This window comes from Pseudomonas sp. GM21 (assembly GCF_000282215.1).
In the GTDB taxonomy this organism is placed as follows: Bacteria; Pseudomonadota; Gammaproteobacteria; order Pseudomonadales; family Pseudomonadaceae; genus Aquipseudomonas.
Map to the genome: position 1 here is coordinate 12,393 of NZ_AKJS01000099.1, position 26,969 is coordinate 39,361.

Below are 26,969 nucleotides of genomic sequence, written 5' to 3' on the forward strand. Positions count from 1 at the left end.
TAGTTTTTGCGCAGCCGCTGTGCGTTTTTAAACAGCCTTGCCTCAAGGAAGGATCATGTTCGACTGGAATGACCTGCGGTTTTTTCTCGAGTTGCAGCGCAGCGGGCGTTTGCTCACCGCTGCCCGCCGTTTGAACACCACCCACGCCACCGTCGCCCGGCACATCGAGGCCATCGAAAAGAGCCTCGGCACGGCGCTGTTCGTCCAGCATGCCCAAGGCTACGAAATGACCCCGGCCGGCGAAGCGCTGCTCAAACACGCCGAAGCCATGGAAAACGTCGCGTTGCTGGCCCAGGAGGAAATCACCCAATCCACCGCGCCGCTGGGCAAGATTCGCGTTGGCGTGACGGAAGGGCTGGGCATCATGTTTCTCGCCAGCCGCATGAACGGTTTGTTCGAACGCTATCCGGGGCTGGAAGTGGAACTGGTGGCCGTGCCGCGCTTTGTCAGCATCCTCAACCGCGAAGCCGAAATCAGCATCCACCTCGAACGCCCGGCCGCCGACATGCTGGTCACGCGCAAACTCACCGACTATCGCCTGGGCCTTTACGCCAGCCAGGCGTATCTCGACCGATCAGCGCCATTGCGCAGCGGCGAAGACCTCGGTCGCCATGCCTGGATCGGCTACGTCGACGACCTGCTGTTCAGCCAGGAATTGATGTTCTTGAACAGCTTCTGCCGCAATCCGCGCGTTGTGTTTCACAGCACCAGCGTCATCGCCCAGCAACAGGCCGCGCGTTCGGGGTTGGGCATCGCCGTGTTGCCGTGCTACATGGCGAGTGCCGATCCGGATCTGGTGCCGTTGTTGCCGGAGGAAAGTATTGAACGCACCTACTGGATCAGTACCCGGCGCGAACTGCACAAGTCGGTCAGGCTGCGGGTGGTCTGGGATTATGTGGTGGGGTTGTGTGAAGCGGAGCAGGGGTTGTTGTTGGGATAGCTTCAGAGCGTGCCGACACTCTTTGGCACGGCACCTTAGCCCCGGCTTAACTGAAAATGACCTGTTAGAACTAACAGTTCGTTAGAGCTCTTCGCGATAGCTTCAATCGATTTGTATTAACGGCGAGCTTGTTTGTGCTGGACTGCTCGGCGGTCCTGGCCTTCAATTTGTGAGTTGAAGACAAGGAGCTTGCAGCATGTCAGACGATACAAAAGTAAAAGGCCCGGCGTCTTACTTCCCTTCAATCGAAAAAAAATATGGGCAGCCCATCAGCCACTGGCTGGATCTGCTAGGAACACTGAGCGGCAAGAAGCACATGGAAATGGTGGCCTGGCTGAAGACAGAACATGGTTTGGGACATGGCCATGCCAATGCTTTGGTTGTGGCCGCAGGTAAAAAGTGAATCTGAATGGGAAGCGGCATATTTATGTCCTCCCAATACCCATCAGATAAAACACAAAAAACTGTGGGAGCGAGCCGGCTCGCTCCCACATGGATTTTTTTGACTGAAGCAATGACAACTCCAAGTACGACACCGAATCCCTGCTGGCCAACGCCAGCGAACGGAATTCATCATCAGCGGTTAAGGCGCCAGATTGAAAAATTCAACGCAGCGGCAACACAAAGCCACACAAGGTAAGGAAACAGGATCAGCCCGGTGATCATATCAAGCAGCAATGTCATCACCACCATTGCAGATACCACAAGCCAGAGTATCGCCAGGATCACCATGCCGGCGAACATACGCTGCGCGCCGAAAAATACCGGCGTCCACAGTGTATTGAGCGCAATCTGCGCCGCCCATAAACCCAGCACCACCTGACTTCCAGGTATCAAGGTCAAGCGGTACCCGGCCCAGGCAAGCAATAGATAGATAGTTGACCAAGCGACCGGAAACACCCAGTTGGGGGGCGTGAAACCGGGTTTGGCGAGCGATTCGTACCAGTGGCCCGGTTTAAAAAAGAAGCCTGTGCTTGCCGCAGCACCGCAGGCTAGAAGAAAAATCAGAAAACTCATCGCAGGTCCTTTTCTGGAGTCAGATGTTTGGTGGGCAATGCCATGTCAGCAGCATTAAAGAGAGGACGCCCAGCGAGGCGAAAAGTTTGGTTTGATGAGCGACATTTCCCAGCGCACGGTAAGTGAACCTGTGGGAGATGCAAAAAACTGACTGTGCATTTCGGCTTACGTCGACCGTCAGGACACGGGCGGCCGGCATCACTGATCCACCCAGAAAATGAAAAAGTGAAAACAGTTTGCATTTTGAAAACGCTTTTCACTATAGTGAGTCAGTTGCCAATTTCGGCCCTGTAACCGCTTGGACTACGACCATCTATGAGCGCCGTTGCTGAACGCATCCTTCGTGTTTTGGAAGAGCTTGCAAACTCGCCGGAGGGCATGACGCTCTCTGAACTCACGGCTGTTCTCGATCTGCCTATCACGGCCATACACCGGTTGCTCGCGGATTTGATTGAGCAGGGCTACGTCCGCAAGGACGAAAGACGAGGTGAGTTCACCTTGACCATGAAGTTGCCATCCCTGGGGCTGCGCTTCTTGAGCGCCGGCGGAGTGGTTGATATTGCTCAACCTATCCTTGAACGCCTGGCCGTAATATCGGGAGAGTTGGTACGCCTGGCCGTCGTTGATGGGGAGCAACTGGTCTATGTCGCCAAGGCCCAGGGCGCACGGGAAGGGTTGCGCTATGACCCGGAGATGGGCCGCCCGGTCACCCTGTCGTGCAGTGCCGCCGGTATAAGCTGGCTGGCCGGAAAGAGTGACGAAGACATCATGCGGCTTGTCTCCGGGCAAGGATTTGGTCTTCCGGCCAACTTTGGTCCCAACGCACCCACTACCTTCAAAACCCTTCTTGCGCTCATTGAAGCCGCACGCAAGAACGGTTACGCCACGACGCAAGATATGTTCTTGCCAGCAATGAGTTCCCTGGCGACGACGGTGACTACCGGCAATGGCGAAGTTGGCGCGATTCTCATTATTGCAGGACCGATGTCACGGCTCACGCAACAAAGAATGAAGGAGCTTCTGCCGGCGCTCCTGTCGACGGCCGCAGAGTTATCTGAGGCAAGTGGAGTTTCACCGATAATGCGTCGCGCATCTAACTAATCAAATTAACCTGTCAACTTTCTCGATTAAGTTGGCGGGTCAACCTGTGCCTGTGCGGTAAGTTAAAACTTAAACTGCAGTACTTCGTATAACTGACAATAACTAACAATAAACAGTACTGATGTTTGCATCTGCGAGCATCTTGTACAGCGGAGGTAATAAGTATGGAGAACGATTCAAACAGTTCGTCGCGGTCCATGGCGAATCGGGCAGTCACCGCTGCCACGGTCGGAACCGCTTTGGAATGGTTCGATTTCACGTTGTACGGGGTTGTTGCAGCCACCGTGTTGCCCAAGTTGTTCTTCCCTGCGATGGAGCCTGGTTCTGCGCTGTTGGCGTCTTTGGCCACTTTCAGCGTGGGCCTCGCTGCACGGCCACTGGGGGCCATTATCTGTGGCCATTTGGGTGACAAGATTGGCCGGCGTAACTTGATGCTCGGCACAGTATCGGCAATGGGTATTACTTCCGTGCTGATGGGATTGCTGCCTACCTATGCGCAGATTGGGATCCTTGCGCCCATCTTGCTGGTCTTGCTGCGCATCATTCAGGGATTTGCGCTGGGGGGCGAATCGACCGGCGGGCAACTCATGGCGCTCGAACATGCGCCTGCGGCCCGACGGGGCCGTTATTCAGGTCTCATCGGCATGTGCGCACCGCTCAGTCAGATAGTCGCCAATGCCGTGCTCCTTCTGCTATCAGCCTCCATGAGCGCAGATGACTTTATGAGTTACGGCTGGCGAATTCCCTTCGTCATGAGTTTCCTGTTAGTTCTGATGGGTATCTACATACGAATGCGAGTAGAGGAGACGCCCGCTTTTGTACAGATGAAACAGTCGGCAGTCGCGACGGTCAGTAGCCCACTTCGCGACGCCTTCAGACTTCACTGGAAAACCATTCTGCGGCTGATGCTGTTCTTCTGCGGCCCTACGGCAATGTTCTATCTCGCCGTTGTGTTCACCCTCGGCTATTTGACGAATACCCTCGGTATTCCTAAACAGGATGGGTTTACGCTGTTAATGATCGCCAATGCCTGCGCCATAGTCGGTTCAATTATGGGCGGCCTGCTCAGTGACCGGATCGGGCGCAAGCGCACTCTCCTTATTGCGTCGACCGCGACGTTCATCATGATGATGCTGTACTTTCCTTTGCTTCAAACCAAAGACTTCGCCACGATGGCAATTGCAATGGGCTTGTTCTTGGGCTTCACGCAAGTCCAGACCGGTATTCAGCCTGTTGCGTTCGCCGAAGCATTTCCGACCAATGTCCGCTATTCCGCTTCTGCTCTGGCTTTCACGGGCGCTAGCCTGTTCGCGGGTGGCCCGATTCCGATTGTCGCAACCTGGCTCTTGACCTTGAGCAACGGCTCGCCGTGGGCGCTCGTGGCCCTTGTCGGAACACTGAATGTGATCTCTTTCTGCATGATTGCAATAGGTCCGGAAACAGCGGGTGTCGACATGAATCGCCTCGATTCAGTCGATGAGGTCGCCGGCAACCAGCATGTGCAAGTGCGTCACGCGAACTCTTGATCTAATCCAGCGGTGCGCTGGTCGCACCGCTACATCGAAACCGTAAAAGCGAGAACATTGATGACCGACCAATCCAAAGGCTTGCTTGCAATCTGGAGCACGATTGCGGCGGAGGCGGAAACAGACTATTTGCACTGGCTTACACGCGAACATATTTTCGAGCGCGTCAGCGTGCCGGGCTTTCTCTCTGGCCGTGTGTTCAGGCGGCGCGACAGTCAGCCATCGCAATATTTCATGTTGTATGAGTTGGCTGCAGCCAGCGTGATGTCCAGCCCGGCGTATCTTGCACGACTCAATGATCCTACTCCCTGGACGCAACGGGTCATGCCCCAACTGATGCAGTTCCGTCGCGGTGGCGGTTCGGTCGATGTGAGTGGCGGTAATGTCGACGCACATGGAAGTCATCTCGCCATTGCGCGTTTCGATGGCGTGCTGCCTGACGCATTGACAGGGTCGAAGGGGCTTCAACTGGCCGAGACGCTGGCGGAGTTGGATTGGGTCGTAAACGTTCAGATGATGACCGTGCAGACCGACGCCACGTCTATCGCCACTCGCGAGAAGTCGATGCGTAGCAGCCAGGAAGGAGAGTTTTCGGGGTTGTTGATCATCCAGGCACTTGATAATGCCGCCCTGGAACGCGCCGTGAACCGCGCGCGAGAATTGCTGATGGCAGCCAATGAGTTCGAGATCTACGAAGCGGTGTTCTCCTGCCACCAAGGCAACAATGAAATCTGCTAGTGGGGCGGCAACTCGTCGGTAATCTGCGGTAAAGCGGCACGTGTCTGGCTATCAGGAATAGCCAGCGTCGCACACAAACCGCCTTCCGGTCGGTTGACCAGCGTGATGCGTCCGCCCAGTCGAGTGGCGATGGTGTTGACGATGGTCAGCCCGAGTCCCGCGCCCTGAACATTTCCGCGACTGTAAAACCGTTCGAACAACCGCTCGCGATCCGCTTCGTCGATGCCGGGGCCCTGGTCCTCGACGCTCAGTAAATAGAAGCCCTCCGCCTGACCTAGCTGCACGGTGATAACGCCCTGTTCGGGTGAAAAGTTTGCCGCGTTGCTGATCAGGTTATTCAGCGCAATGTCGATGGCGGCAGCGTCGGCGACGACTTTAAAGGGGCGGTCCTGCACGTCGAAGGCCAGCTCAAGGTTTTTACTCAATATCCAGGGTGTGAGCTGTGCCAGGCAGTCGCGCACGACTTCGGCCAGATCGATGCTGTGCAACACCGGCGCCATGGCTTTGGGTTCCAGGCGGGCCATGGTCAGCAATTGATTGACCAGTCGGCTGGTGCGGTCGACGCCAGCGATCAGAAACTCCAGAGAATCACGGCGCTCTTCTTCGGTGCCGGCCTCCAGCAGGTTTTGTGCATGCACACGCAGTACCGCCAAGGGCGTGCGCATTTCGTGGGCGGCATCTGCGATGAAGCGGCGTTCGCGGCCCAGCACTTCCTGGATCTGCGCCAGCATGCGATTGAGCGCCGCTTGCATCGGCTCCAGTTCACTGGGCAGCGGGGTCAGTTGCAACGGTTCCAGCGAGCCGCTGTGCCGCGCCCGCAAGGTGGCCGCCATGTTTTCCAGAGGTTTGAGGCCCCAGCCGATAGCGACCCAGATCAATGCCGCCAAAATCAGACTGCCCAGTACATTGGGCCATAAGGTATGGCGTACGATCCGATCCACCAGATCCGAACGCACGTCGTCCCGTTCGCCCACCCAGATTTTCAGATCATTTTGTTTGTCTTCAAGCAAGAAAGCGCGCCAGTGGCGGTTGGTCTGGTCGACCACATCACTGAAACCGGGTGTCGATGGCAGTGTGCTGAAGGAGGGCGCGCTGGCCGTGTGGACCAGCACTTCGCCGTGGCCATTCCACACCTGAAAAGCCAGTTTGGTTTCATAAGGGTGGCCGTCGCCCCTGGGAGCTGCTTCACCCAGGGCTTTGTTGAATGCTTGATACAGCGCGGCGTGATCCTTGCTGGCCATGGGCATGCGCATCACACCTTGCAACAACCGGGCGTTTCGAGCCAATTGCGCATCATAGACTTCGGCGATTTCGTGATTGCTGTCGTGCAGATTGAGCAGGCTGATCACTGTCACGCCGACCAGCATCAGGCCAATGATGAGCGTGAGGCTGCGGCGCCGGATCGACGTCATCGACGCTCCTCCACCAGATAACCGACACCGCGAATGGTACGGATCAGGTCGGTGGAGAATTTTTTGCGCAAGTGGTGGATGTGCACTTCCAGGGTGTTGCTTTCGGCTTCCTCGTTCCAGCCGTAGAGCAACTGCATCAGGTGATCGCGGGTCATGACCCGGCCCGGGGGCGAGAGCAGTTCGTGGAGCAACTGATATTCCTTGGGGGTCAGTGCTACCGGCTCGCCGTGATAACTGACTTGCTGGGTACCGGGGTTCAGGCTGATGCCGGAGTGCTCGATCAGCATTTGAGCGCGCCCGACACTACGCCGCAGCAAGGCTCGCAGGCGAGCCTTGAGTTCCGCCAGGTCAAAGGGCTTGATCAGGTAATCGTCGGCCCCGGCGTCCAGCCCGGCAATGCGGTCTTCGGTCGCGTCCCGCGCGGTGAGGATCAGCACCGGCAGGTTGGAACCGCTGTCGCGCAAGCGACGCAGGACTTCAAGCCCGTCCATGCGCGGCAGGCCGAGGTCGAGCACGGCCAGGTCAAACGTTTCGCTCAGCAGCGAGTGCAGGGCGCTGGCGCCATCCTGTACCCAATCGACGGTGTAACCTTCGCGGCCCAAGGCTTGATGAATGCCCTCGCCGAGGGCAACGTCGTCCTCGATCAGTAATAAGCGCACACGAACTCCTGTCAGTCGAGTTTCTTGTTCACGTCGACCAGCAACGCTTCGATCTCTTTGCGTCGCCCCGCATCAGCGGATTCCCGACCTGGCCTTGGAGGGGCTTGCAGGGCTTTTTGCAGTGCAAGTTTAGCTTCGCTGTAACGCTTTTGACGGTAGAGGTGATCGCCCCAGAAGTACAGGCTATCGATGCCGTCCGGGTTGAGTTGCAAGGCCTGTTTGAGTAGCTGGTCAGCCTTGTCCGAGTCACCGAACCCGATGGGCCAGCCCGGTACGCGGTCATAGAGCGCGCCCAGACTGGTGTAGGCCGAGCCTTGCAGGGCTTTCGGGTCCAGAGTCAGGGCTTTTTCCAGATCGGCTCTCGCCACCTTGACCTTGCTTAGCGCACCGAGTCCACCCTGTGCACCGGCCCAACTGCTGGTGACGATGCCGGACCAGATCCAGGCTTCTGCCACCGATGGGCGCTCCTGGGCGAACGCGGAAGTCTGGGCCGCGAGTTTTTCAAACGCTGCGGTGCGTTGCGCTTCGGGGACTTCGTATTGAATGTGCGCCCAGCTTTGTTGAATGCTCTTGAGGCGTTGCTGGTCGGCGGGGTCCAGCGCCCAGGCACTTTGGCTCAAGGCCCCCAGCAGCAGGCAAGCGATGATTGTTTTCATGGTTTTAAATGCTCATTGTCGGAGTTTTCGCTCAGGCGACGGATCAGCGGCAATTGCTTGCGCAAGCCTCGGTCCACCAGATTGGGCAGCAGGCTGTTAAGGCGCACGAAAAAACGCTCCGGCCAGCCCAGGTACAGGTCACGGTGATCACTCGTTATCGCATGCATCACCGCGCCCGCGACCGTTTGCGGATCATCGACGTTTGCCTTGAGTGCATCGTTCAAGGCCTGCGCCGCCGGGCTATTCATGCGGGTGCGGGTGGCGCGCGGGGCGACATAGAGCACGCTGACACGGGTGTCCGCCAGTTCCCGGCGCAGGGCCTCGGAAAACCCGCGCAAGGCAAACTTGGTGGCGCAATAACTGGCGTAACCGGGGTAGCCGATGGAACCGTAGGTTGATCCGACGTTCACCACCATCGCGCTCGGGGCTTGCTTGAGCATTGGCAGCAACAGTTTGGTCAAGCAGATCGGCGCGCTGATGTTCACCGCCAGCATGGCGTCGATGTCACCGTCCTCCAGCTGTTCGAGCATGGCGAATTGGTTGACCCCGGCGGCGTTGATCAGCAGGTTGATTGCGCCAATGGCTTCGGCGGCGCTGAGCACTCGACGTCGATCGGCCAAATCGGTCAAGTCCGCGCCGATCCAGCAAAGGTGTTGCGGATAGCGCGTCAACAACGACGCCAACGGTTCCCTTTGCCGCGACACCGCCAGTACCTGGGCACCACTGGCGCACAGGGCGGTTGCAATCGCCAGGCCAATGCCACCGCTGGCACCGGTGAGTACCACGCGAGCTTCATGCAGTTGCATACACTCTCTCCTCATTGCGCGGCAGGCCACGGAACATGTCGGTGTAGAGCGCGTACACCACTTTGGAGGCGTGAATCACCGCCGCCTGGTCGGCCGGATCGTCGAGTGCATTCATCAGCCGGCGATACGTTTGCATGTGTTCGATGTCCAGAGAGCCATGGGAGCTGAGGTAGCTGAAGGCGCTCTCCGGCAAGTCCAGCCGCTCGCGAATGCTGCCGGCCGCGTGAGTGGCCAAGGCGACGCTGGTGCCTTCCAGCACGTTGACCATCCCGAACAGGCCGACCGGGTTGTCACGGGCAATCAGGTCGTAGAGAAAGCTGACCATCAATTCGATCGCCATGCACGGACGACCGTTGCGTACTGCGTCCTTGTCGCCGCCGCAGGCTTCGATGTCGTTGAGTACCCATTGTTCGTGGCCGTATTCATCTTCGATGTACTCGCAGACGGCTTCGCGCAGCCATTCCAGGCGCACCGGCAGACGCGCACCGCAGGCCATCATCAAGGGCACGGTGTGGCGCACGTGGTAGTAGGCTTGCGCCAGGAACGCCCGGTAACTTTCCAGGCTGACCTTGCCCTCAAGGGCGTCGAGAATAATCGGCAGATTGAATAACGCATGGCGTTCTTGTTGCGTGGCTGCTTGCAGCCGGTCGAAAAAGCTCATGATGCGGATTCCTCGAAACGTGCTGATTCAGACAGTTGCGCCCGGTAACGCTCGACGATGGCGTCACGGCGCAGTCGGCCATTGGCAGTGAGCAGACCATTGGCGGGGGTGAAGGGGTGATCCAGCCGAGTCCAGTGATGGACCTGGGCGTAATCGGGCAAGGCCTCGTTGGCTTGGGCGACGGCGGCGGCCAGTTCTTCGTCGGTGCACGCCGGGCGATGGGGCCAGAGCAGGGCATGGTTGCGCGGCATGGCTTCGCCGTAGACGAAGGCCTGGGCGATGTGGCTGCGCTGGGTCAACTCGGCCTCGACCCACTCCGGGTTCACGTTGCGCCCGAAGCTGGTGACGAATTGATGCTTCTTGCGCCCATTGAGGTAGAGAAAACCTTCGGGGTCGAACTCGCCGAGGTCGCCGGTCGGCCACCATGCATTTGCGTGCGGCGCCTCGCCCAGATAGCCCAGCAAGGTCGAGCCCTTGATCAACACTTCGCCGTCCTCTGCCAGGCAAACCTCTAGGTGGGGCAGGGGCCTGCCCACACTTCCGGGGCGATGCGCACCGGGCCGATTGAGGCAGACCACTGAGGCGCACTCCGACAGTCCGTAGCCTTCGTAAACGGGCACCCCGACACGTCGCGCGCGGTGCAGCAATTCCTCGGAAACCCGCGCGCCACCCACGGCGGCAAAGCGCAATGTGCCGGGGTTGAAGGCTTTCTGCTCGGCGGCACCGACCAGCATCAACAACAACTGCGGCACCATAATCAGGCTCTCGGGCGCACGGGCGGCCAGGCAGCCGAGCAGCCGTGGCACATCAACGCCGCTGGCACCCTCAATACCCAGAGTTTTCTGGCTGGGCACACTCAAGGTTGCGCCGGCATACAAGGCGGCATAGCAACCGAGGTTTTCCAGCAGGATCGCCAAAGGCAACAGCGCCAGGTGATGCTGCGGGTTAGTGGGTTTGCTGGCCTGATCCAGTTCGCGTGCGACGGTCAAGAGGCTTTGCGCACTCAGACACACGCCTTTGGGTGTCCCCGTGGTGCCGGAGGTGAAGGTCAGTTTGGCGGTCCCTTCGGGCATGCGGTTCGAGTCAACGAAGGTCCGGCACCAGAACTCACCGGTTTTCTCATACCCGGCCAATTGCAGTTCGGCGTCCAGTTGCGGCTCGGCAATCACCCGTTCGGCGTGGCTCTGTTCCAGGCAATGGAGGCGTTGAGCCGGGCTGAAAAACGGCGGCAACGTCAGGCAGGTCAGGCCTTCGAAGAGCGCGGCCAGGTCCCAGAGCATCGCTTCCACGCCATTGTCCAGCGCCAGAGCCAGCACCTTGATGTGTTCATTGCGCAGACGCTGCTGGCGAGTCAGCACTTGGTCGTACAGCGTGGTGTAGTCCACTTTCAGCTGATCGCCCCACAACGCAGTGGCGCCGGGAATACGTTCAGCATGGTCGCGCAGGGTCTGCTTGAAACGTTCGATTTCAGGCGACATTGCTGGATGCCTCGTTGGGCGTTGGCAACCCCAGGCGATCGAACACTCCACCGTTTTGCAGATGGATGAAGCCTGAGCGGATGTTGCCAACGTGCACCCAGGGTTTGCTGTCGTAATAGCTGCCCCAATGGTGGCGTTCATCACCCAGCCGCTCGGGATCGGCAGTGCAGAGCGTCACGGGGTTCAAGCCCAGGCGATGAAAGCTGTTGACCAGGCCGACGTTGCCGGTAAAGGCCACCCATTCCAGGTCACCCATGGCCAGCAGGTAAGTCATGGCGATGATGCTCATGCGTGCGCTGCCGGTGTCGCTGGCGGCCAGGTTGCCGGCTTCGACGATGCTTGCGCGGTCCACGGGGCCGTCGGCAATAGCGCTGATCAACGGGTCGATTGATTCGTCCAGATAACACTCCAGAAACAACGGGCCGAGATTCGCCAAGCGAATCCCGGCCACCGCACAGAGTTCGCCCTGCGCGTTGCTCATGCCGAACAGCTCGGGCATGAAATGGCGGATGTCAGCACCGTGGGCCTTGCGGAAACGTTGCTGGATAAAATTTTCGAAGAGAGGGCGCCGGGGCTCGTCCGGCAGGGCTCTGTCCAAACTCATCTGGTCGGTTTCGGGTTTGCCGAAACGCAGGGGAAGCGCAATGTTCCAGTCAAAATCGGGCATTGGAAGACGCCTCCACGGGTCAGTTCGGGAGGAGTATCAACGGCATTACTTAAGAGAGTCTGAAGGTGGCAAAAATGGGGGAGGGGAGTTGTCTTCAGAGAGTAGGAGCCGGGACTTCCTTTACGGTTTTCACGCCGCCAGTTTCTCCATAGCGACCAGTGGTCGTTGTCACAGTCAAAAGCAGTCAGTGGCCGGAGCACTATCAACTGAGTAGCTATGCTTGGTCTATTGCCAGTCTCTGGAAGCAACATCGTGAAAGGAGGTGTTGAGATGCAACTCATCACGTTGAAAATCGACAAGCCGGACGTAACGAACTTCATTTTGGGTCAGACGCACTTCATCAAGTCCGTCGAGGATATCCACGAAGCGTTGGTCAATGCCGTGCCAGGTATCCAGTTTGGTGTGGCCTTTTGTGAAGCCTCTGGCAAATGCCTGGTGCGATGGTCTGGCACCGATACCTCGATGATTGAACTTGCACAGAAAAATGCGAAAGCCATCGCCGCAGGCCATAGCTTTATCATTTTCCTGGGCGACGGTTTCTATCCGCTGAACGTGTTAAACACCCTCAAAATGGTCCCGGAGGTCTGCCGTATTTTTTGTGCAACCGCCAATCCAACTGAAGTGATTCTCGCTGAGACGGAACAAGGGCGAGCCATCCTGGGCGTAGTGGATGGCTTCTGCGCCAATGAGATTGAAGGCGACGACGACATCCTGTGGCGCAAGAACTTCTTGCGGCAGATTGGCTACAAACTGTGAATTGCAGAGCGCCGGTTAATTACTAAAAAAGAGACTAAAAAAGAGACGGATTTATTTAAGAAAGGCAGGGATTTATTTTTCGGTATTTAAATCTGCTTCCTTTTTTTACTTTTTTCTATGATTTCCCAATCATCCAAATGCTCGTTTTTATCGACAAGATCTACATCGTCGGTTGGTGAGGGATCTATGATTTCCCAATCATCTAATTGCTCGCTTTCGATATAATCTAATGCCTTCGGCGCTTCTCCTGTCAGGTAAATTTGTACCGGGATGGGGGTGTTTCCAGTGCCGTAGTTGCTGTCGAATCTATACCGCCCCTGATGTGTATTAAGATTGTAGGTTTTTCCGAACTGACCATCAATGACTACCACTCCATTGTTTGAGTTGATTAAGTTCACTGCGTGGCCGAATCCCTTGTTTTTAACAGGGATGGATATGATGTATCGGTTGTTGACTTGGGTATTGTCAAGAAGTTGCCGGGAGAGTGCTTCGTCGGGCATAGGCAGGAAAGCCGAATAGGTTTCAGGGGAGATGTTGCATGGAAGGTAGCCTTGTTTGGTACTCTCGGCAACCCAGAAATCATTGATCACTCCCTTCACTACCGCTTCTAAATTGCGCTCCACAGCCTTGCTGCAAATAATACAATTCTGGTTAAGTGCGCCAGTGGAGAAGCACGAAAATAGATTGTTAAGCATGCCTGATATCTGGTGAGGGTTCGTGTGCTTGGCGATGTAGTCATATACCTGAAAATGACTTGTCTCTGCTGCTGATCGTAACTCCCCAGTGCGATGAATCTCATGACCTAATCCATCATCAAAATGAGGATGGTCTGATAGGTTGTTTAGCAATTGGATGCACGCATCATTCAGTGTTCCGAATGAACCCGTAGCGCAATTATCGAAGCTTTCGAAATCTTGTGGGCTGGATACTGATTTGATAAGCGGCATTGAAATAACCCTATTTTTATTTGGACGATATCATCGTCACGAGGTGTTTCTATTGCATATTTCGCTCATGGTGAACGGTATTTACAAAAAAGGGAAAAAGGGGGCGGATTTATTTTCTGATTTATTTTCTGGGAAAAAAGTAGAAAATAAATCTGTCCCCTTTTTTGGGCTACAAACTGTGAATTGCAGAGCGCCGGTTAATAGCGAATCCATTCACTGATCCGCAGATCCGGTAACGGCGAAAATGTTGCAGGGCACTTGATACAGAACATGCTCTGTCGTACTACCCACCCATTTGCCCAGTCCCTTGCGATGCGCATTTCCCATGACAATCACATCGGCTCGGTGATGCGCTGCAAAGTCGGCCAGCGCTTTGCCAGGCGGCCCCTCAACGAAGTGTTGTCGCTCAGTGGGCACGCCGTAGTGGGCAGCCAATGCGATAAATGACTTCTTCAGTGACTTGCGTACATCGCTGCTGAAGCCCGGCATTGTCACTGCACCGGCGCCTGCGTCGGATATATGTGTCTGCGATAGATCGTAGGCATGCAGCAGATGCAGCTCCGCGCTGCATTGCATCGACAATCCGTTCGCGGCCTGGATGATGCGGTCGTTGATGCCAGTGATCTGAGTTTCGGGGCGCGACGGATCGACTGCCGCCACGACCACCCGCGGAAGTGGACACCGGACTTCGCTGACCAGATGCACGGGCACCGGGCATTCGCGCAACAGGTGCCAATCCAGAGGCGTAATGAACACGCGTTTGAGCGCTGACTCGTGTTGCACGTCCTTGATCACCAGGTCCGGCTGCATTTCTGCCACATGCCGAAGTATTTCTTGCAGCGCGGTTCGCGTAACAAGCACTTCGGTACTCACCACGACCCCGCGTCCGCGGATGAGATCGGCCTCATCCTTCAACCATGTTTCGTTCTCTTGCTGACAGACCTCACGAAACCGCGCACCGGCGCTCTTCAAGCCCAAGAGGTGGGAGTCTTCGATAAACACCGTGATGTGCAGCGCTGCACCCGTGGCTTCGGCGATGGCTGCCGCTCGCTCCAACGCCGGAGTGTGACGCATGGCGGGACCGGCTATCAGTAAAAGTCGTTGATATTGGCTCATGTAACACCTCCAAACGTTCCGGGATATCGAGCGCCCCCAGCACCTTTGCCTGTCACACCACCGACGATTGACTATCGCCTCAACTATCTGGACCAACACTATCAATATACGCCTGGATTCCAACATCGGCGCGCATATGGCAATTGGGGTGCGTCAGCGGCAACAGTGAGGGTCTGCCGTGACGCTTTTTTTGACTAATTCACCTTCCCGGTTACCCGCATCAGGTAGGCATCACCCGTGCGCTGGCCCTGGCTACGCTCGCGGCGTCATCGCAGACTATTCTTGATCTGGGGAACCAACGAAACGGAGAAGCCAGAATGAGCACCTTGCAACTTCACCCCGCACTGGACAATGGTATCCAACCCGCCGCCGCGAATTTCACAGGTGGCACCCTGCAATGCCTGTGTGCGACCGACAAGGTCGAGGTCAGGATCGACGCACAAACGCTGCATAACCACGCGTGCGGCTGCAGCAAATGCTGGAAACCACAAAACGCGACATTCGCCGTCATCGCCGTGGTGCCCCGAGACAAGGTCAGCGTCATTGCCCACGGCGAAAAACTCGCGATTGTCGACGAATCCGCCACCATCCGGCGCCACGCCTGCCAGCAGTGTCACGCCCATCTCTTTGGGCGCATCGAGAACAAGGACCATGCGTTTTATGGTCTGGACTTCGTCCACACCGAGCTTTCGCCACAGAGCGGATGGGCTGCGCCGGGATTCGCGGCGTTCGTGTCATCCATCATCGAAACCGGCACACCGCCAGCGCAAATGAAGGCTATCCGCGAGCGCTTGCGCTCGCTCGGCCTGGAACCCTATGACTGCCTGTCCCCGGACCTGATGGACGCACTGGCGACTCATGTCGCCAAACAGAAAGGCCTGCTCCCTACCGCCTGATTGATCGGTCGCCGCGGTTTCTTTTCCGGACCGCGGCTCCGATTCACCGGTAGAATCTTCTTCAAGCGCAATCGGCCAATTCAGGCCCTTCAGGAAAATGTCGGATTTGCCAAAAACCTCGTTAGAGTGTTCATCAATGCCTGTTCATAAGGGCCCGCCACTCGATTCGCATCGTCGCGCCAAGCAATTGCAGCGAACGAATCGGGCAAAAAAAACCGTACATCAATCGTTGTTTGAAGCATGAATCGTCCGCTGTTTGTTTCTCTAGATGGGCCCAAGGGAACCGGCAAAACCACACTGTTGGAGGCCATTACGAAAGTATTGAGGGCAGACAACAAAAAGGTGATCCGACTTTGCGAGAAAAAAAGCGATCCCTATAGGGGCGAAACAATGGCCCTCGTTAACAAGCTCGCCAGAAATCCCACCCGGGATCTGGAGTTGGGGGTTTGTGAGCGCCTTGCTGATAGCCGTACCTGGATATCCCGGCACGTGCTGGCGAAACAGCCACCAGACAGCATCATCCTGATAGATCGCTGGTACCCGTCTGATGCCGCGTTTCGCCGGATAGTCCCGTTTGCAGAAATTCTGCAGTTGAACATTGATCGAAACGTGCGAGTGCCAGACCTGCATGTCGGGATTGTCACCGACCCTGATATTTCATGGGCGAGGGCAGCGGCACGACGACGTGGGCTGAGCAGTACGGTGATCCATAAGCTGGAAGAACATGTCGCTTGTACCAAGGCGTTCGAGCGAGCGACTGCCGATCACGGCTGGGTTTTATGCCGTAATGAAGGAACGATCGAAGACGCAACGATGCAGGTGGTTTCTGAGATCTATAGAGTCCTTGATGTCCAGTAGGCGAAGTTTGCACCTTGAATTTTGCGCCACCTCCGTGAGGCGGGGAGGCTGGCCAGATGATTCTCGGATTTATTGTCCAACGGAAATATAAATCCGTCCCTTTTTCTCCCAAAGAGGAGTCCGCCATGACCGTAGTCGATCGCCTCAGGTATTTGCGCGTCGTTCTAGTTTTGGCTGGCCTCGCGTGCCTTGCTCTCTACCCACTTATGTTGTTCTGGCCGTCCGGCTGGGCCTGGCACGTCGGTCACTCGGACTACCCGATGATGATCGTTGGCATCTACGCCACACTTGGCGTGTTCTTGATCCTGGCCGCACGTGATCCATCAGCCAATCTGAGCCTAATCTGGTTCACCGTGTGGTCTAGCGCCATACACGGAGGAATAATGGCCGTCCAGGCGGTCACCCAGCCGGGGCAAATGGGGCACTTGGCAGGTGACGTGCCGGCGCTCTTCATCGTGGCGGTTGCCTTGGCCATCTTGACGCCCCGCTCGCAATTGGCCGCTCGGCCCCGGACACACAATGGGGCCTGAGAGCAGGTTTGACTGTCAGGATCGGGGCGAGAATGCTTTGGCTGCCTGCGGCTTGGATAGTAGAGGTGATAACCGGTCACCGCAGGACTCCAATCGTCTAATACACGTAGCAGGCGGCCTTCCAAAATATCCTGTTCAACGATGTCTTCGGGAAGATGAGCAAGTCCGACGCCAGCAAGCGCGAAGTCTTAGCCATGAACACTCAACAGTCAGGGTTTTACTGCGTGACCATCGTCGATGTGGGGGCGCCCGTTGGTTTTTTTTTCCGGCACTGTAAAACTCACTGTCGTACTGGTGAGGATTTTGTGAGTCGGGTCGGCCACTTCAAGAAGAACCTTATGAGTGCCGGGCGTCAGTCCGACCAGGATAATCGGATCTTCACTGGTGTGCGCCCATGTCCCTTTCCAGTCGTCGACGGTCACGTGAAGGTGACCGAGACGCGGTGATACCTCAACAGCCGCTTTGCCAAAAACCGGCATGATCCTGGTGTGCTCTGTTTGATACTGGATAATGACAACACCGCGGGCGAGCGGCTCGGCAAGCGGCGGATAGGCAATGAGTTTGGGTGCCGTCTCGGATTCCAATGGGAGTAGTGCCGGTGGGGGATGTGTGTCTGCTTCCCCTTGACCGCACGCAGCTGTGCAAAAGAAGAAACCCAAAGCAAGGGACGGCAGTTTTCCGAGGGCGACGGGCATGGCATTTTTCTCCCGCGTGATTTGATTAAAGACTAGATCATTCCCGGTCAGTGAGCAGTGACCGAAGCACCATCCGTTGTACGTCCCTGATGAGTACCTCCGTGCGGAAATCATGAATGAGCGGCCCCAGCACCACGCCATCAAGCATGGCCCGCACGGCGGCCACCGTGATGTTCAGGTCATCGACCTGGAACCGTTTGCCAGCAATACCCAGCGCAATAATGTCTTTCAAAAGCTGCGCCTGCCTGGCGCGCAATCCCTCGATTTTCTCCCTTCGAACGGGCTCCAGGCAGTAGCTCTCGCGCGTGGACAGTATGTGCCACTGGCGCCGTGGCAACGCGAACCGCAAGTAAGCGCCGAGGTAGTGCCCTAATGCAGACCTTGGATCGAAGCGGGCGAGGGGCGTTTTGCTGACGCAGTGGAGCAGGTGATATTCATGTTCCTCAATGAACTCGAACAGAAGGCATTGTTTGCTTTCGATGTAGTGATAAAGCGAACCCGCTTGCAACCCTGCGTGCTCGGCAAGCTGACGCAAGCTCACGGCCTGATACCCCTCATTGACGAACATGCGCAGAGCAACACTGCGGATAGCCTCCAGCCTGGACGCCGATGCGTTACTGACATGAGTGGTTGCAATCTTGGTCATCATGATTACCGTTGCCCGGCCCCGAACAGGGCGGCCGGGGCTGTCGTAGGGAAGCCCTTGATGGGTTCGAATTCAAAACAAGGGAAGCGTGTAGGACATCACTAGTCGCGTCTGATCCTGGGCGCCGTCACTCGGTACATCACTTCGAAGCATCGCGTTTTTCAGGCCCAATCCCAGCCCCTTGAGGTGGCCGCTTTGAATGACGTAGTCAACAATGATGTCGCGCTCCCACTCTTGAGCATCCTGTGCACCAGACTGGATGATATGGGTGCCACGGTAGTAGCCAACGGACGCTGTCAGGCCGGGGAATCCAGAAGCAACGAAGTTATAGGAGTACATGCCGAACACGGTATCTTCGCCCGCCCGCAGGAAGCTCGAGACGAATCTGTCCGTAGGCAGATAAGTACTGGAGCCGGCGGCGCCTTCGCCAGTGCTGGCCTGGTTCAATTGGGTGAAGTTGCTGCCCGAAGACACACTCTGATAGCCACCGGTGAGCGAATGGCCGCCCACGTTGTAAGTAAAAATCGCCGCCCAAGTGTCATTGTCTATTCGGCCCGGGGTATCGCCAAAGCCGCTGAGCGTATAGCCGGAAGCGCGTCCCTGGGCACTATCGTTTTTACCCTCCGCCCGGGTTCCGAAGTAGCGCAAATCGGTTTTGAATGTTTGCCCTTCGGCAATGGGGAACGTGTGTATCAAGCCAAGAAAGTCTTGATCGTAATAATTTTCGAGTTTGGCATGGTAATACTGTAGTAGAAGCGGCTTGCTCAATTGATAGTCTGCTCCGGCGAAGGAGAAATTGTTGCTTTCACGCCGCCCTCCAGCAACGGCCAGCCCCGAACGGTTGGTCGAAGCTCGCCCGGTGGCTTCGTTGATGCGCCCGCCAACCAGAGTCAAGTTGTCCAGGGGTTTGGAGGTCAACATTGCACCTTCGAACAATTGCGGGAGCAGTCGGCCGTCGTTCGCTACCAGGATCGGCAGTTTGGGGAGCAGCGTTCCGACCTTGAGTTCGGTGTTTGATAATTTGGCCTTGGCGGTGACACCCAGCCGGCTGAACTCATGAACAGCCTTCCCATCGCTGTCATCGGGAAACATGGAACTGCCCCGATGATTGCCTGCCCCTCCGTCCAGGCGTACGCCCAGGGTACCGAGTGCATCAAGCCCGAAGCCTAATGTGCCATCGGTGTAGCCTGACTTGAGATCCAGCATGAAGCCATTGCCCCACTCGCGTATTTTGCTTTGGCCTTGAGGACCTGGCTGATTTCTATAGTCGTTATTGAAGTAGAAATTGCGCACGTTCAGGTTTCCCTGGCTGTCCGCCAGGAAGTCAGCGAAAGCAGTGCCCGGGCCGGCCAACAAGCAGCCAATGGCGCACAGCATTAAAGGATTTACAGGGGAAGTTTTTGTCATTGTTATGTGCTCCTGTTGTTTTTTTAATTGTTGTTTTGTAGGCGCGCAGGTTTTTTCGAGGCGAGTTCAGCCTGGCCCTGACAGTTTCATCAGGGCGTACTGGGCCTCAGCGCATGTGCTTTAAAATTGACTCGGAGGTGCTGTCGGCGATTTAAACTGTCTGGGCGACAGGTGTCGGGCGCAGGCGGTAAACGAGCAAGCCGAGCCCACCACCGACGACCAGTATCGAAGCCATGATGTACATCGCCGCATGGGTATTGCCGGTTACTTGAGTCAACCAACCCACGACAATCGTGCTGAAGAAACCGGCAATATTGCCCAGTGAGTTGATCAACGCCACGCCCGTCGCGGCGGCTGCGCCACCAACCACTGCACTGGGCATGCCCCAGAAAACCGGCAGGCTGCTGACCATCGCGGCCGTGCCGATGGTCAGGCCAATCATGCCAAGCAACAGGTTGTCGCCGAAATAGGTGCCGAAGGCTATGCCCAGTGCGCCGATGCTGGCGCAAATTGCCAAATGCCAGCGGTACTCCCCACGCCGGTCGGAACTACGCCCTACCAGCACCATAGTGATTGCAGCGGCCGCATAGGGGATGGCACTGAGCACACCGATCACCGCCGGTTGCTGCACGCCGCTGTTACGGATAATGGTCGGAAGCCAGAAGCTGATCACGTACTGGCCCAGCACCAGGCAGAAATACACGGCGCCGAGCAGCCAGATCTGCGGATTGACCAAGCCGTCGCGCAGGCGATGGCTCTGTTTCTGCGAAGCCTCACGATCGATGGCCGCCTGCATGCCCTGGCGTTCTTCAGGCGTGAGCCAATGCGCATCAGCGATTCTGTCGCGCAGCAGGAAGAATACTGCCGCCCCAAGGGCTACTGCAGGCAGCCCTTCGATGACAAACAGCCACTGCCAGCCAGCGTAACCCGCGACGCCGTTGAGGTTTTGCAGGATAAAGCCCGAGATAAGCGCGCCGAGCATGCTCGAGACGGGCAGGGCGGTAATGAACATCGCCGTCATCACCCCGCGTCGATGGCTGGGGAACCAGGTGGTGAGATAGAAGATGATGCCGGGAAAGAATCCCGCCTCGGCAATACCAATCAGCAAACGCAGTGCGTAGAAGGCCAGGGGCGTCTCAATGAACATCATCGCCGCCGACAAAAGCCCCCAGGTCACCATGATGCGAGCGATCCAGCGGCGAGCGCCAAAGCGGTGCAGGGCGATGTTGCTGGGGATTTCGAACATCAGGTAACCGACGAAGAAAATGCCCGCACCCAAGCCATAAACGGCATCACTGAATTTCAGATCGTCGAGCATCTGCAACTTGGCGAAACCGACGTTGACCCGGTCCAGATAAGCGACCAGATAACAGACGATCAACAGCGGGATAATCCGCCAGGCCGTCTTGCGGTAGGCTGATTTCAATGCGTGGTCGGGCATCACGCCCGCCGGGAGTGGAGGTTGGTTCATGTCTAGCCTCTTTATTGTTGTTGTCGAAGCGAAGATGAAACTCTTGTTCAGGTAGCAGGCAGTAAGCGTGTCGAAGGCCATTCGCCTGACCGGCACATGTCGTGTACCACCTGGCTTATCAGTTGCGCGATCAAGGTCCGCAGGTTGCTGGCGGGTCGCGTTCCGCAGGTGCAGATACCCAGCGTCCGGAATACGCCAGGCGCAGCGAAGGGGTGGGCAACCAAGCGCCCTTCAGCCACTTCCCGCACCGCCAGATTGAGCGGCATGATGGTCGGTCCAATGCCAGCCTCGACGGCACTTTTGAGGATGTAGACCGAGTTGACTTCCATGGCTATTGCGGCGGGCGCTCGCTGTTGCTGTTCCAAGGCCCGATCGACGATGGCCCGGGTGCTGTGACTGTGGGCCTTGCTGGGAAAGACCAGCGGCCGCGTGACGGCCTGGGCCAGGGTCACCTCGCCGGGTGGCGGCGCCTCAGGGTCGTTGGCGCGATGGATCAGATAGAGGTCCTCTTCAATCAGTGGCGTAAAGCTCACTTCCGCAGGCAATCCCGTTGGCGTGAACAGCGCGATGTCGACACTGCCACGGATCAACTGGTCGACCAGATTGCCGGTCAACTCTTCATTCAATTGCAGTTCCACCTGGGGGTAGATCCGGCCCACTGCCTGCAGCAGCGGCAGGGCAATGATCGGTGAAACGCTCTGCGGCAGCGCCACGACGATGGAACCCGTCAATACGCCATGCCCCGGCAGGACCGCCGCCTTGGCATCGCGCAATTGCTTGAGAATGCCCAAGGCATACTCGTAGAACACCTGGCCTGCCTCGTTGATGGCGATGCCGCTATTGCTGCGATGGAACAGCGTCACACCCAATTCGTCTTCCAGCGCGCACATCTGCTTGCTCAACGCCGATTGCGCGATGAGCACCTTGCGGGCTGCTCCTGAAAGGCTGCCCGCATCGGCAACGGCCAGGAAGTATTTGAGCTGGCGGATTTCCATAAGCGTACCTCTTGCAAGTCTCGGGTTTACGCCGCCGGTGTACCGCGGGCAAAAATCTTCCCGGGGTTCATCAATTGTTGTGGGTCCAGCGCTGCCTTGATGGCCGCCATGGTGTCTACCGCGTTCTGGCCAAATTCCGACAGCATGAATGATTGCTTGGTCAGGCCGACGCCGTGTTCTCCGGTGCACGAACCGTTCATGGCGATGGCGCGTTCGGCCAGACGGTGAGCGACGAGGGTTGCTCGTTCCAATTGTGCCGGGTCGGCCGGGTCGATCAGGATCACCGCATGAAAGTTTCCATCGCCAACGTGGCCGAATATGGGGGCCAGCAAGTCGTGTTCCTGCAGATCGATGGCCGTCGCCTCAATGCATTCGGCCAGTCGCGAGATAGGGACAACCGCATCGGTCGTGACCGAGCGACAACCTGGGCGCAGCGCCAGTGCGGCGAAGTAGGCATCATGCCGTGCCTGCCAAAGTCGGCTGCGGTCTTCAGGGTGCAGCGCCCATTCAAAGTCCTGTCCACCCTGTTCGTCGGCGAGCATGCGTAGCGTTTCCACCTGTTCCTTGACGCTGGACTCGGAGCCATGCAGTTCGAAGAACAGGGAAGGGGCCTCTTGCAGCGTGGTCTTGCTGTAGGCATTGAGCGCGCGAACCGTCAATGCGTCGATCAGTTCAATGCGCGCCATCGGTATGCCCAACTGGATGGCCTGGATAACCGTGCGCACCGCGTGATCGACACTGGGAAAATTGCACACGGCCGCCGAAATGGCCTCCGGGATCGGGTGCAGTTTTACCGTCAGTTCGGCAACGGTGGCCAAGGTGCCGCCGGAGCCCACCAATAGGTGAGTCAGGTCATAGCCTGCCGACGACTTGCGTGCCCGGCCGCCGGTCTGCAGCACACGGCCATCGGCAAGTACGGCCGTCATGGCCAGGACGTTTTCGCGCATCGTTCCGTAGCGCACCGCGTTGGTACCCGAAGCTCGGGTGGCCGCCATGCCGCCCAATGAAGCATCTGCACCCGGGTCGATCGGGAAGAACAAGCCGGTCCCGTGCAAGGCGGCATTCAACTGTTTGCGGGTCACCCCTGGTTGTACCGTGACATCCATGTCGTCGACGCGCACTTCGATGATCTGGTTCATGCCCGACACATCTATGCAGATGCCGCCGTGTACCGCATGTAACCACCCCTCCAGAGAGCTGCCGCTACCGTAGGGGATGATCGGCACTCGATGGGTGTGGCAGGCCTTCTGCACGCTGACGATCTCTGCAAGGCTGTTCACAAAGGCCACCGCTTGCGGCGGCATGGGATCAAGGGCGGAAATGTCACTGCCGTGGTGCTCACGAACACTCGCTGAAGAACTGAACCTGGCACCGAGCAGGGCAGTCAGTTCTTCGAGCAGCGCTGATGGCAGCGATTTGAATTCAAACGTATTGATCGCAGGGCCTTGCATGCAGGGATCTCCTGTTGTTTTTGTTCATGCCGAGCGTCGTTGGAGTACGAGGCATCCGGCACGGGGAGTGGAGTTGGCTATATCTTAGCCGCATGGACGGGCTTGCGGTTATGCAGAATAGAGATGGCCCTATCCCTGGGGCAGATGGTGGCCCCAACGGTTCTTGGGGTAGTCCGCTGCCGGCGCGGGCGCTTTTTTCCGGCATAAGGAAAACCGATACCTGCTTAATGACTTCACAGACGACGCTGGGCAAGCGTTTGCTTTAAGTTCGACGCTACCGACTTGACGGTAGTAGCGGCGATTGACTCGCTATAGCCGCCATACTAATAAATCAAAGGAATTGAACATGGCCATGCGTTTCGATGACAGCGGGTTCTCCCGCCGCTCGCTGCTCAAAAAAAGCTCCGTCGTGCTGACAGCCAGCGCCGCGCTCAGCATGCCGATCCTCAGTCAGGCCGCCTCAAACAGTGGTCAGCAAAGCGCAGACAAACCCGGCAGCGATCAATCACCAGGTCCGGTTATGGATTCCCAACAACTCACTCTGTTGTCTCAGCCCAAGATCGATTGCCACCATCATGTGATCGACCCGGTCCAATTCCCCTATCCCGCGGACGCTACCTACCAGCCGGCAGGACCTGAGGTCGGTCCTGCGGCGTATTACCAGCAGGTCATGCAGGCCTATGGCATTCGCCATTCAGTGATCGTGCAGCCGACCTCCGCTTATGGCTACGACAACAGTTGTCTACTAGACACGCTGGCGCGCAACAAGGGGCGCCATAAAGGTGTCGTCGTCGTGCCGAGCGACATCTCCAGCGAGACGCTCGCGCAGTACAAGGCGCAGGGTGTAATCGGTGTGGCACTCAACGCTGCGCTGCTGGGCCCCGAGCGTTTTCTGAAGGTTGATACCCTGATGGGGCGCTTGGCCGAGCTGGACCTGTTTGCCCAGATCCAGGTGAAGGACGATCAGTTGCTCGCGCTGTTGCCCTTGCTTGAGCGTACCCGACCGCGTGTGCTGATCGACCACTCCGGCCGGCCCGATGCCAGTGCCGGCTTGCAACAACCGGCCTTCCAGGCACTGCTGTCTCTTGCCGGCAACGGACGTACCTTCGTCAAACTCTCCGGGCTGTCGCAATACTCCAGGCAGAGTTACCCCTATGCCGATGCCCAACCCTACCAACTGGCATTGCTGCAGGCATTCACTGCCGAAAACTGTATGTGGGGCACCGACTGGCCGTTCTTGCGCGCGCGTCAAAACATGGAGTTGGGCACCGTTCTGACAAACTTCGGCGAGATGTTCCCGAATGCCAGCGACCGCCAGCAGATACTTTGGGAGACCCCCAAACGCCTGTTCGGCTTTACTGCCTGACCAATACGTCACGATTGACTCGGATGGGTAGGCAGTGCCCAGGGCCGGATGAGGGCTTAGTTGACCATCACCTCGTCCAGTGCCTGCTCGAGGGTGCTGACCGTGCGCTCGATATTTTGCAGTTTTTCGAGTCCGAACAGACCGATGCGGAAGGTCTGGAAGTCGGCCGGCTCGTCGCATTGCAACGGAACTCCGGCGGCGATCTGTAGGCCGTGGTTGGCAAATTTCTTGCCGCTCTTGATGTCGGCATCATCGGTGTAGCTCACCACTACGCCCGGGGCCTGAAAGCCGGCTGCGGCCACGCTTTTGATGCCTTTGCCGGTCAACATTGCGCGCACCCGATCACCCAGAGCCTGTTGTTCGTCGCGGACCTTGTCGAAACCGTAGGCTTGCGTCTCTTTCATCACTTCGTTAAACCGCGCGAGGGAATCGCTGGGCATGGTCGCATGGTAGGCATGTCCGCCCTGTTCGTAGGCCTGCATGATCTGAAGCCACTTTTTCAGGTCGCAGGCGAAGCTGCTGCTTTGCGTCTGCTCGATGCGCTCGAGGGCCAAAGAACTGAACATCACCAGGGCGCAGCAAGGGGAGGCGCTCCAGCCTTTCTGCGGTGCGCTGATCAACAGGTCGACTGCGCATTTGTGCATGTCAACCCAAAGCGTGCCTGAGGCGATGCAGTCCAGCACGAACAGGCCACCCACCGCATGCACGGCGTCGCCGACGGCCCGCAGGTAATCGTCGGGCAGGATAATCCCTGATGAGGTTTCAACGTGGGGGGCGAAGACAATCTGCGGCTTCTGCGCCGCAATGGCTGCCAGCACTTCGTCCAGAGGGGGAGGGGCGTAGGCAGCCTGGCGACCCGTGTCGACCGGTCGGGCTTTCAGCACCGTGGTGTCCGCCGGGATGTTGCCCATCTCAAGGATCTGGCTCCAGCGATAACTGAACCAGCCGTTGCGTATCACCAGGCATTGCTGGTCGGTGGCAAACTGTCGCGCCACCGCTTCCATGCCGAATGTGCCGCTGCCCGGCACCACCGCAACAGCCTGGGCGTTGTAGACCTGTTTCAGGGTCCTGGAAATGTTCTTCATCACGGCTTGAAATGACTGCGACATGTGGTTGAGCGAGCGGTCGGTGTAGACCACTGAGTACTCGACCAGCCCCTCGGGATCGATACTGGGATATAGCTTTGACATGGGTGACTCCTTTGGCAGAGATGTCAGTGGTATCGACCCTGCCCTAAGCCTTGGCAAATGACAAGATTGCTCGGGATTGAATTGCGACTTCTGTCGAAAGATTGAATCCACAGCCAATAGCGGGCATTCAGTCCAGGCTATTGGCCAATGATCGGGACAGTTCGTCCCCGTCTCTCAATTGACTTTATTCAATTGTGGCAACTGCCACTTGCCCGAAAGCACGTCCTCTGAAGGCTGGTAAAGGCGCAACATCACGTAGAAACCGCCTTCGGGTGCCGGAAGCCAGTTAGCGGCATTCTCTCCCTGCGGTTTTTTGTGGGTGTGAGTTGTAACTGGTAAATCCAGGCTGATCAGGTACAGTTTTGTACCTGATCGCCGGCTATACCCTGTAACTCTCGGCAATCGTGGATACATAAGGAAAAGTACCGAACATGACCGCCCGAGCCTTGCGTATCTGGTATCTGGTCCACAAATGACTATGGTGGCTTGCCATTGAAGGTCATCTGGGCACTGCTCGACCTGATTTCCATCGTCGTATTGGGTAGTGGTCTGTATCTCTGGTGGGGCCGACGCAAGGTGCCGTTGGAAAAGCGCCTTACAGAGCTGAAAGCCAGTGGCCTGGCAACGGAGGGCAGGGCATGAGGCGCGGTCTCTGGATGATATTTCGTTGGCCGCTGCTGTTGGCTCTGCTGAGCTTTTTCGGTTTGCTTTCGGCATTGATCGGCGATGAATTCTATGACGTGCTGTCGTGGCTCAGCCTGGGTGTGCTTTTGCTGCTGGTCGGGGTGGTCTGGATACGCATGCGTCGTGTAAAACGACCGCGTTCGTGATCGTAATCGGCGTTCTGCTCGCAGAGTGGGGGGGCGAAACAGTCGTTACGATTTTCTTTCCCCACTGATACCGGTGCCTCTCTGTTTCAGGCTCGATCATTACAACTATTGGCTGGACGCATACGTGGCTTGACCGTCCGCTTTTGGCCCAGAG

At 57.3% G+C, this 26,969-nt stretch carries 29 protein-coding genes and 2 pseudogenes; 12 read left to right on the top strand and 19 right to left on the bottom strand.

The annotated features are described in order from the left end of the window. Positions 1-55: 55 nt before the first annotated feature. The gene (locus PMI22_RS13305) at positions 56-940 is read left to right on the top strand and encodes a LysR family transcriptional regulator (RefSeq protein WP_007946267.1); all 885 of its coding nucleotides are present in this window, start codon (positions 56-58) and stop codon (positions 938-940) included. A gap of 196 nt (positions 941-1,136) precedes the next feature. After that, positions 1,137-1,343, top strand: coding sequence for a DUF4287 domain-containing protein (locus PMI22_RS13300; protein WP_007946268.1), 207 nt, complete (start codon positions 1,137-1,139; stop codon positions 1,341-1,343). 173 nt (positions 1,344-1,516) lie between these two features. On the opposite strand, the gene tspO is transcribed toward PMI22_RS13300, so the two are convergent. Continuing rightward, positions 1,517-1,957, bottom strand: a complete 441-nt coding sequence (gene tspO, locus PMI22_RS13295; protein WP_007946269.1) for a tryptophan-rich sensory protein TspO — start codon at positions 1,955-1,957, stop codon at positions 1,517-1,519. A gap of 315 nt (positions 1,958-2,272) precedes the next feature. Between tspO and PMI22_RS13290 the strand changes: the two genes are divergently transcribed. From PMI22_RS13290 to PMI22_RS13280, 3 genes are all read left to right on the top strand, one after another. Further along, on the top strand, positions 2,273-3,058 hold the full coding sequence (locus PMI22_RS13290) for an IclR family transcriptional regulator (RefSeq protein ID WP_007946271.1): 786 nt from the start codon (positions 2,273-2,275) through the stop codon (positions 3,056-3,058). Between the two features lie 164 nt (positions 3,059-3,222). Next, positions 3,223-4,584 carry an MFS transporter gene (locus tag PMI22_RS13285; protein ID WP_007946272.1) on the top strand — a complete coding sequence of 454 codons (1,362 nt, stop codon included), beginning with the start codon at positions 3,223-3,225 and terminating at the stop codon, positions 4,582-4,584. A 60-nt stretch (positions 4,585-4,644) separates the two neighbouring features. After that, positions 4,645-5,322 (top strand): hypothetical protein, encoded by a 678-nt coding sequence (locus PMI22_RS13280; RefSeq protein WP_007946274.1) that lies wholly within the window; start codon positions 4,645-4,647, stop codon positions 5,320-5,322. Here PMI22_RS13280 and PMI22_RS13275 read toward each other — a convergent pair. From PMI22_RS13275 to PMI22_RS13245, 7 genes are read right to left on the bottom strand one after another with little or no spacing between them, the layout of a single operon-like run. Further along, on the bottom strand, positions 5,319-6,734 hold the full coding sequence (locus PMI22_RS13275; RefSeq protein ID WP_007946275.1) for an ATP-binding protein: 1,416 nt from the start codon (positions 6,732-6,734) through the stop codon (positions 5,319-5,321). The two genes, PMI22_RS13280 and PMI22_RS13275, sit on opposite strands and share 4 nt — an antisense overlap. Then, a complete protein-coding gene (locus PMI22_RS13270; RefSeq protein WP_007946276.1) occupies positions 6,731-7,393 on the bottom strand; it encodes a response regulator in 663 nt (220 codons plus the stop codon). Before PMI22_RS13270 ends, PMI22_RS13275 begins: the two co-directional genes overlap by 4 nt. Positions 7,394-7,404: 11 nt before the next feature. Continuing rightward, on the bottom strand, positions 7,405-8,049 hold the full coding sequence (locus PMI22_RS13265) for a tetratricopeptide repeat protein (RefSeq protein WP_007946277.1): 645 nt from the start codon (positions 8,047-8,049) through the stop codon (positions 7,405-7,407). After that, on the bottom strand, positions 8,046-8,855 hold the full coding sequence (locus PMI22_RS13260) for an SDR family oxidoreductase (protein ID WP_007946279.1): 810 nt from the start codon (positions 8,853-8,855) through the stop codon (positions 8,046-8,048). The genes PMI22_RS13265 and PMI22_RS13260 overlap by 4 nt, the downstream gene beginning before the upstream one ends. Beyond that, positions 8,842-9,516 (bottom strand): TenA family transcriptional regulator, encoded by a 675-nt coding sequence (locus PMI22_RS13255; RefSeq protein WP_007946281.1) that lies wholly within the window; start codon positions 9,514-9,516, stop codon positions 8,842-8,844. The genes PMI22_RS13260 and PMI22_RS13255 overlap by 14 nt, the downstream gene beginning before the upstream one ends. Further along, a complete protein-coding gene (locus PMI22_RS13250) occupies positions 9,513-10,994 on the bottom strand; it encodes an AMP-binding protein (RefSeq protein ID WP_007946282.1) in 1,482 nt (493 codons plus the stop codon). The genes PMI22_RS13255 and PMI22_RS13250 overlap by 4 nt, the downstream gene beginning before the upstream one ends. Next, positions 10,984-11,661 (bottom strand): thermostable hemolysin, encoded by a 678-nt coding sequence (locus PMI22_RS13245; protein ID WP_007946283.1) that lies wholly within the window; start codon positions 11,659-11,661, stop codon positions 10,984-10,986. Before PMI22_RS13245 ends, PMI22_RS13250 begins: the two co-directional genes overlap by 11 nt. A gap of 270 nt (positions 11,662-11,931) precedes the next feature. Here PMI22_RS13245 and PMI22_RS13240 point away from each other — a divergent pair, with 270 nt between their 5' ends. Further along, a complete protein-coding gene (locus PMI22_RS13240) occupies positions 11,932-12,417 on the top strand; it encodes an adenosine-specific kinase (protein ID WP_007946284.1) in 486 nt (161 codons plus the stop codon). Positions 12,418-12,503: 86 nt separating this feature from the next. Here PMI22_RS13240 and PMI22_RS0129440 read toward each other — a convergent pair whose 3' ends face one another. Both PMI22_RS0129440 and PMI22_RS13235 read right to left on the bottom strand, forming a co-directional pair. Continuing rightward, the gene (locus PMI22_RS0129440) at positions 12,504-13,364 is read right to left on the bottom strand and encodes a hypothetical protein (protein WP_007946285.1); all 861 of its coding nucleotides are present in this window, start codon (positions 13,362-13,364) and stop codon (positions 12,504-12,506) included. A gap of 213 nt (positions 13,365-13,577) precedes the next feature. Further along, positions 13,578-14,480, bottom strand: coding sequence for a universal stress protein (locus tag PMI22_RS13235; protein WP_007946286.1), 903 nt, complete (start codon positions 14,478-14,480; stop codon positions 13,578-13,580). A gap of 317 nt (positions 14,481-14,797) precedes the next feature. Between PMI22_RS13235 and gfa the strand changes: the two genes are divergently transcribed. From gfa to PMI22_RS31145, 3 genes are all read left to right on the top strand, one after another. Beyond that, positions 14,798-15,376, top strand: a complete 579-nt coding sequence (gene gfa / locus PMI22_RS13230; protein WP_007946287.1) for an S-(hydroxymethyl)glutathione synthase — start codon at positions 14,798-14,800, stop codon at positions 15,374-15,376. Between the two features lie 240 nt (positions 15,377-15,616). After that, the gene (locus PMI22_RS13225; protein WP_007946288.1) at positions 15,617-16,234 is read left to right on the top strand and encodes a dTMP kinase; all 618 of its coding nucleotides are present in this window, start codon (positions 15,617-15,619) and stop codon (positions 16,232-16,234) included. A gap of 125 nt (positions 16,235-16,359) precedes the next feature. Beyond that, a complete protein-coding gene (locus PMI22_RS31145) occupies positions 16,360-16,764 on the top strand; it encodes a DUF6632 domain-containing protein (protein ID WP_007946289.1) in 405 nt (134 codons plus the stop codon). 41 nt (positions 16,765-16,805) lie between these two features. Here PMI22_RS31145 and PMI22_RS31150 read toward each other — a convergent pair. From PMI22_RS31150 to PMI22_RS13190, 7 genes and pseudogenes are all read right to left on the bottom strand, one after another. Continuing rightward, a pseudogene (locus PMI22_RS31150) lies at positions 16,806-16,946 on the bottom strand (LysR substrate-binding domain-containing protein); the annotation flags it as partial. Between the two features lie 27 nt (positions 16,947-16,973). Next, positions 16,974-17,459 carry a DUF6130 family protein gene (locus PMI22_RS13215; protein ID WP_007946290.1) on the bottom strand — a complete coding sequence of 162 codons (486 nt, stop codon included), beginning with the start codon at positions 17,457-17,459 and terminating at the stop codon, positions 16,974-16,976. A 37-nt stretch (positions 17,460-17,496) separates the two neighbouring features. Continuing rightward, a complete protein-coding gene (locus tag PMI22_RS13210; protein WP_007946291.1) occupies positions 17,497-18,108 on the bottom strand; it encodes a TetR/AcrR family transcriptional regulator in 612 nt (203 codons plus the stop codon). Between the two features lie 69 nt (positions 18,109-18,177). Then, positions 18,178-19,512, bottom strand: coding sequence for an OprD family outer membrane porin (locus PMI22_RS13205; protein ID WP_007946292.1), 1,335 nt, complete (start codon positions 19,510-19,512; stop codon positions 18,178-18,180). 151 nt (positions 19,513-19,663) lie between these two features. After that, a complete protein-coding gene (locus PMI22_RS13200) occupies positions 19,664-20,983 on the bottom strand; it encodes an MFS transporter (protein ID WP_007946293.1) in 1,320 nt (439 codons plus the stop codon). Between the two features lie 47 nt (positions 20,984-21,030). Continuing rightward, the gene (locus tag PMI22_RS13195) at positions 21,031-21,978 is read right to left on the bottom strand and encodes a LysR family transcriptional regulator (protein WP_007946294.1); all 948 of its coding nucleotides are present in this window, start codon (positions 21,976-21,978) and stop codon (positions 21,031-21,033) included. 26 nt (positions 21,979-22,004) lie between these two features. Further along, positions 22,005-23,429, bottom strand: coding sequence for an FAD-binding oxidoreductase (locus PMI22_RS13190; RefSeq protein ID WP_007946295.1), 1,425 nt, complete (start codon positions 23,427-23,429; stop codon positions 22,005-22,007). 346 nt (positions 23,430-23,775) lie between these two features. On the opposite strand from PMI22_RS13190, the gene PMI22_RS13185 reads away from it, so the two are divergent. Further along, positions 23,776-24,795 (top strand): amidohydrolase family protein, encoded by a 1,020-nt coding sequence (locus PMI22_RS13185; protein ID WP_007946296.1) that lies wholly within the window; start codon positions 23,776-23,778, stop codon positions 24,793-24,795. A 56-nt stretch (positions 24,796-24,851) separates the two neighbouring features. Here the strand turns inward: PMI22_RS13185 and PMI22_RS13180 are convergent, their stop codons facing one another. Both PMI22_RS13180 and PMI22_RS30600 read right to left on the bottom strand, forming a co-directional pair. Then, a complete protein-coding gene (locus PMI22_RS13180; protein ID WP_007946297.1) occupies positions 24,852-25,985 on the bottom strand; it encodes an aminotransferase class V-fold PLP-dependent enzyme in 1,134 nt (377 codons plus the stop codon). A gap of 174 nt (positions 25,986-26,159) precedes the next feature. Further along, positions 26,160-26,399, bottom strand: coding sequence for a DUF1214 domain-containing protein (locus PMI22_RS30600; RefSeq protein ID WP_081502796.1), 240 nt, complete (start codon positions 26,397-26,399; stop codon positions 26,160-26,162). A 60-nt stretch (positions 26,400-26,459) separates the two neighbouring features. On the opposite strand from PMI22_RS30600, the pseudogene PMI22_RS31390 reads away from it, so the two are divergent. Next, positions 26,460-26,627 (top strand): annotated as a pseudogene (locus PMI22_RS31390) (PepSY domain-containing protein); the annotation flags it as partial. Beyond that, the gene (locus PMI22_RS13175; protein WP_007946298.1) at positions 26,624-26,815 is read left to right on the top strand and encodes a hypothetical protein; all 192 of its coding nucleotides are present in this window, start codon (positions 26,624-26,626) and stop codon (positions 26,813-26,815) included. The pseudogene PMI22_RS31390 and the gene PMI22_RS13175, both read left to right, overlap by 4 nt. Positions 26,816-26,969: the final 154 nt, after the last annotated feature.

Coding starts and splice junctions, on each gene's coding strand:
- tspO (WP_007946269.1), bottom strand. CDS start 1,957: ATGAGTTTTCTGATTTTTCTTCTAGCCTGCGGTGCTGCGGCAAGCACA.
- PMI22_RS13275 (WP_007946275.1), bottom strand. CDS start 6,734: ATGACGTCGATCCGGCGCCGCAGCCTCACGCTCATCATTGGCCTGATG.
- PMI22_RS13265 (WP_007946277.1), bottom strand. CDS start 8,049: ATGAAAACAATCATCGCTTGCCTGCTGCTGGGGGCCTTGAGCCAAAGT.
- PMI22_RS13300 (WP_007946268.1), top strand. CDS start 1,137: ATGTCAGACGATACAAAAGTAAAAGGCCCGGCGTCTTACTTCCCTTCA.
- PMI22_RS13205 (WP_007946292.1), bottom strand. CDS start 19,512: ATGACAAAAACTTCCCCTGTAAATCCTTTAATGCTGTGCGCCATTGGC.
- PMI22_RS13245 (WP_007946283.1), bottom strand. CDS start 11,661: ATGCCCGATTTTGACTGGAACATTGCGCTTCCCCTGCGTTTCGGCAAA.
- PMI22_RS13215 (WP_007946290.1), bottom strand. CDS start 17,459: ATGCCCGTCGCCCTCGGAAAACTGCCGTCCCTTGCTTTGGGTTTCTTC.
- gfa (WP_007946287.1), top strand. CDS start 14,798: ATGAGCACCTTGCAACTTCACCCCGCACTGGACAATGGTATCCAACCC.
- PMI22_RS13210 (WP_007946291.1), bottom strand. CDS start 18,108: ATGATGACCAAGATTGCAACCACTCATGTCAGTAACGCATCGGCGTCC.
- PMI22_RS13200 (WP_007946293.1), bottom strand. CDS start 20,983: ATGAACCAACCTCCACTCCCGGCGGGCGTGATGCCCGACCACGCATTG.
- PMI22_RS13240 (WP_007946284.1), top strand. CDS start 11,932: ATGCAACTCATCACGTTGAAAATCGACAAGCCGGACGTAACGAACTTC.
- PMI22_RS0129440 (WP_007946285.1), bottom strand. CDS start 13,364: ATGCCGCTTATCAAATCAGTATCCAGCCCACAAGATTTCGAAAGCTTC.
- PMI22_RS13250 (WP_007946282.1), bottom strand. CDS start 10,994: ATGTCGCCTGAAATCGAACGTTTCAAGCAGACCCTGCGCGACCATGCT.
- PMI22_RS13255 (WP_007946281.1), bottom strand. CDS start 9,516: ATGAGCTTTTTCGACCGGCTGCAAGCAGCCACGCAACAAGAACGCCAT.
- PMI22_RS13225 (WP_007946288.1), top strand. CDS start 15,617: ATGAATCGTCCGCTGTTTGTTTCTCTAGATGGGCCCAAGGGAACCGGC.
- PMI22_RS13290 (WP_007946271.1), top strand. CDS start 2,273: ATGAGCGCCGTTGCTGAACGCATCCTTCGTGTTTTGGAAGAGCTTGCA.
- PMI22_RS13235 (WP_007946286.1), bottom strand. CDS start 14,480: ATGAGCCAATATCAACGACTTTTACTGATAGCCGGTCCCGCCATGCGT.
- PMI22_RS13185 (WP_007946296.1), top strand. CDS start 23,776: ATGGCCATGCGTTTCGATGACAGCGGGTTCTCCCGCCGCTCGCTGCTC.
- PMI22_RS13180 (WP_007946297.1), bottom strand. CDS start 25,985: ATGTCAAAGCTATATCCCAGTATCGATCCCGAGGGGCTGGTCGAGTAC.
- PMI22_RS13280 (WP_007946274.1), top strand. CDS start 4,645: ATGACCGACCAATCCAAAGGCTTGCTTGCAATCTGGAGCACGATTGCG.
- PMI22_RS31145 (WP_007946289.1), top strand. CDS start 16,360: ATGACCGTAGTCGATCGCCTCAGGTATTTGCGCGTCGTTCTAGTTTTG.
- PMI22_RS13175 (WP_007946298.1), top strand. CDS start 26,624: ATGAGGCGCGGTCTCTGGATGATATTTCGTTGGCCGCTGCTGTTGGCT.
- PMI22_RS13305 (WP_007946267.1), top strand. CDS start 56: ATGTTCGACTGGAATGACCTGCGGTTTTTTCTCGAGTTGCAGCGCAGC.
- PMI22_RS13285 (WP_007946272.1), top strand. CDS start 3,223: ATGGAGAACGATTCAAACAGTTCGTCGCGGTCCATGGCGAATCGGGCA.
- PMI22_RS13190 (WP_007946295.1), bottom strand. CDS start 23,429: ATGCAAGGCCCTGCGATCAATACGTTTGAATTCAAATCGCTGCCATCA.
- PMI22_RS13260 (WP_007946279.1), bottom strand. CDS start 8,855: ATGCAACTGCATGAAGCTCGCGTGGTACTCACCGGTGCCAGCGGTGGC.
- PMI22_RS13195 (WP_007946294.1), bottom strand. CDS start 21,978: ATGGAAATCCGCCAGCTCAAATACTTCCTGGCCGTTGCCGATGCGGGC.
- PMI22_RS30600 (WP_081502796.1), bottom strand. CDS start 26,399: ATGTATCCACGATTGCCGAGAGTTACAGGGTATAGCCGGCGATCAGGT.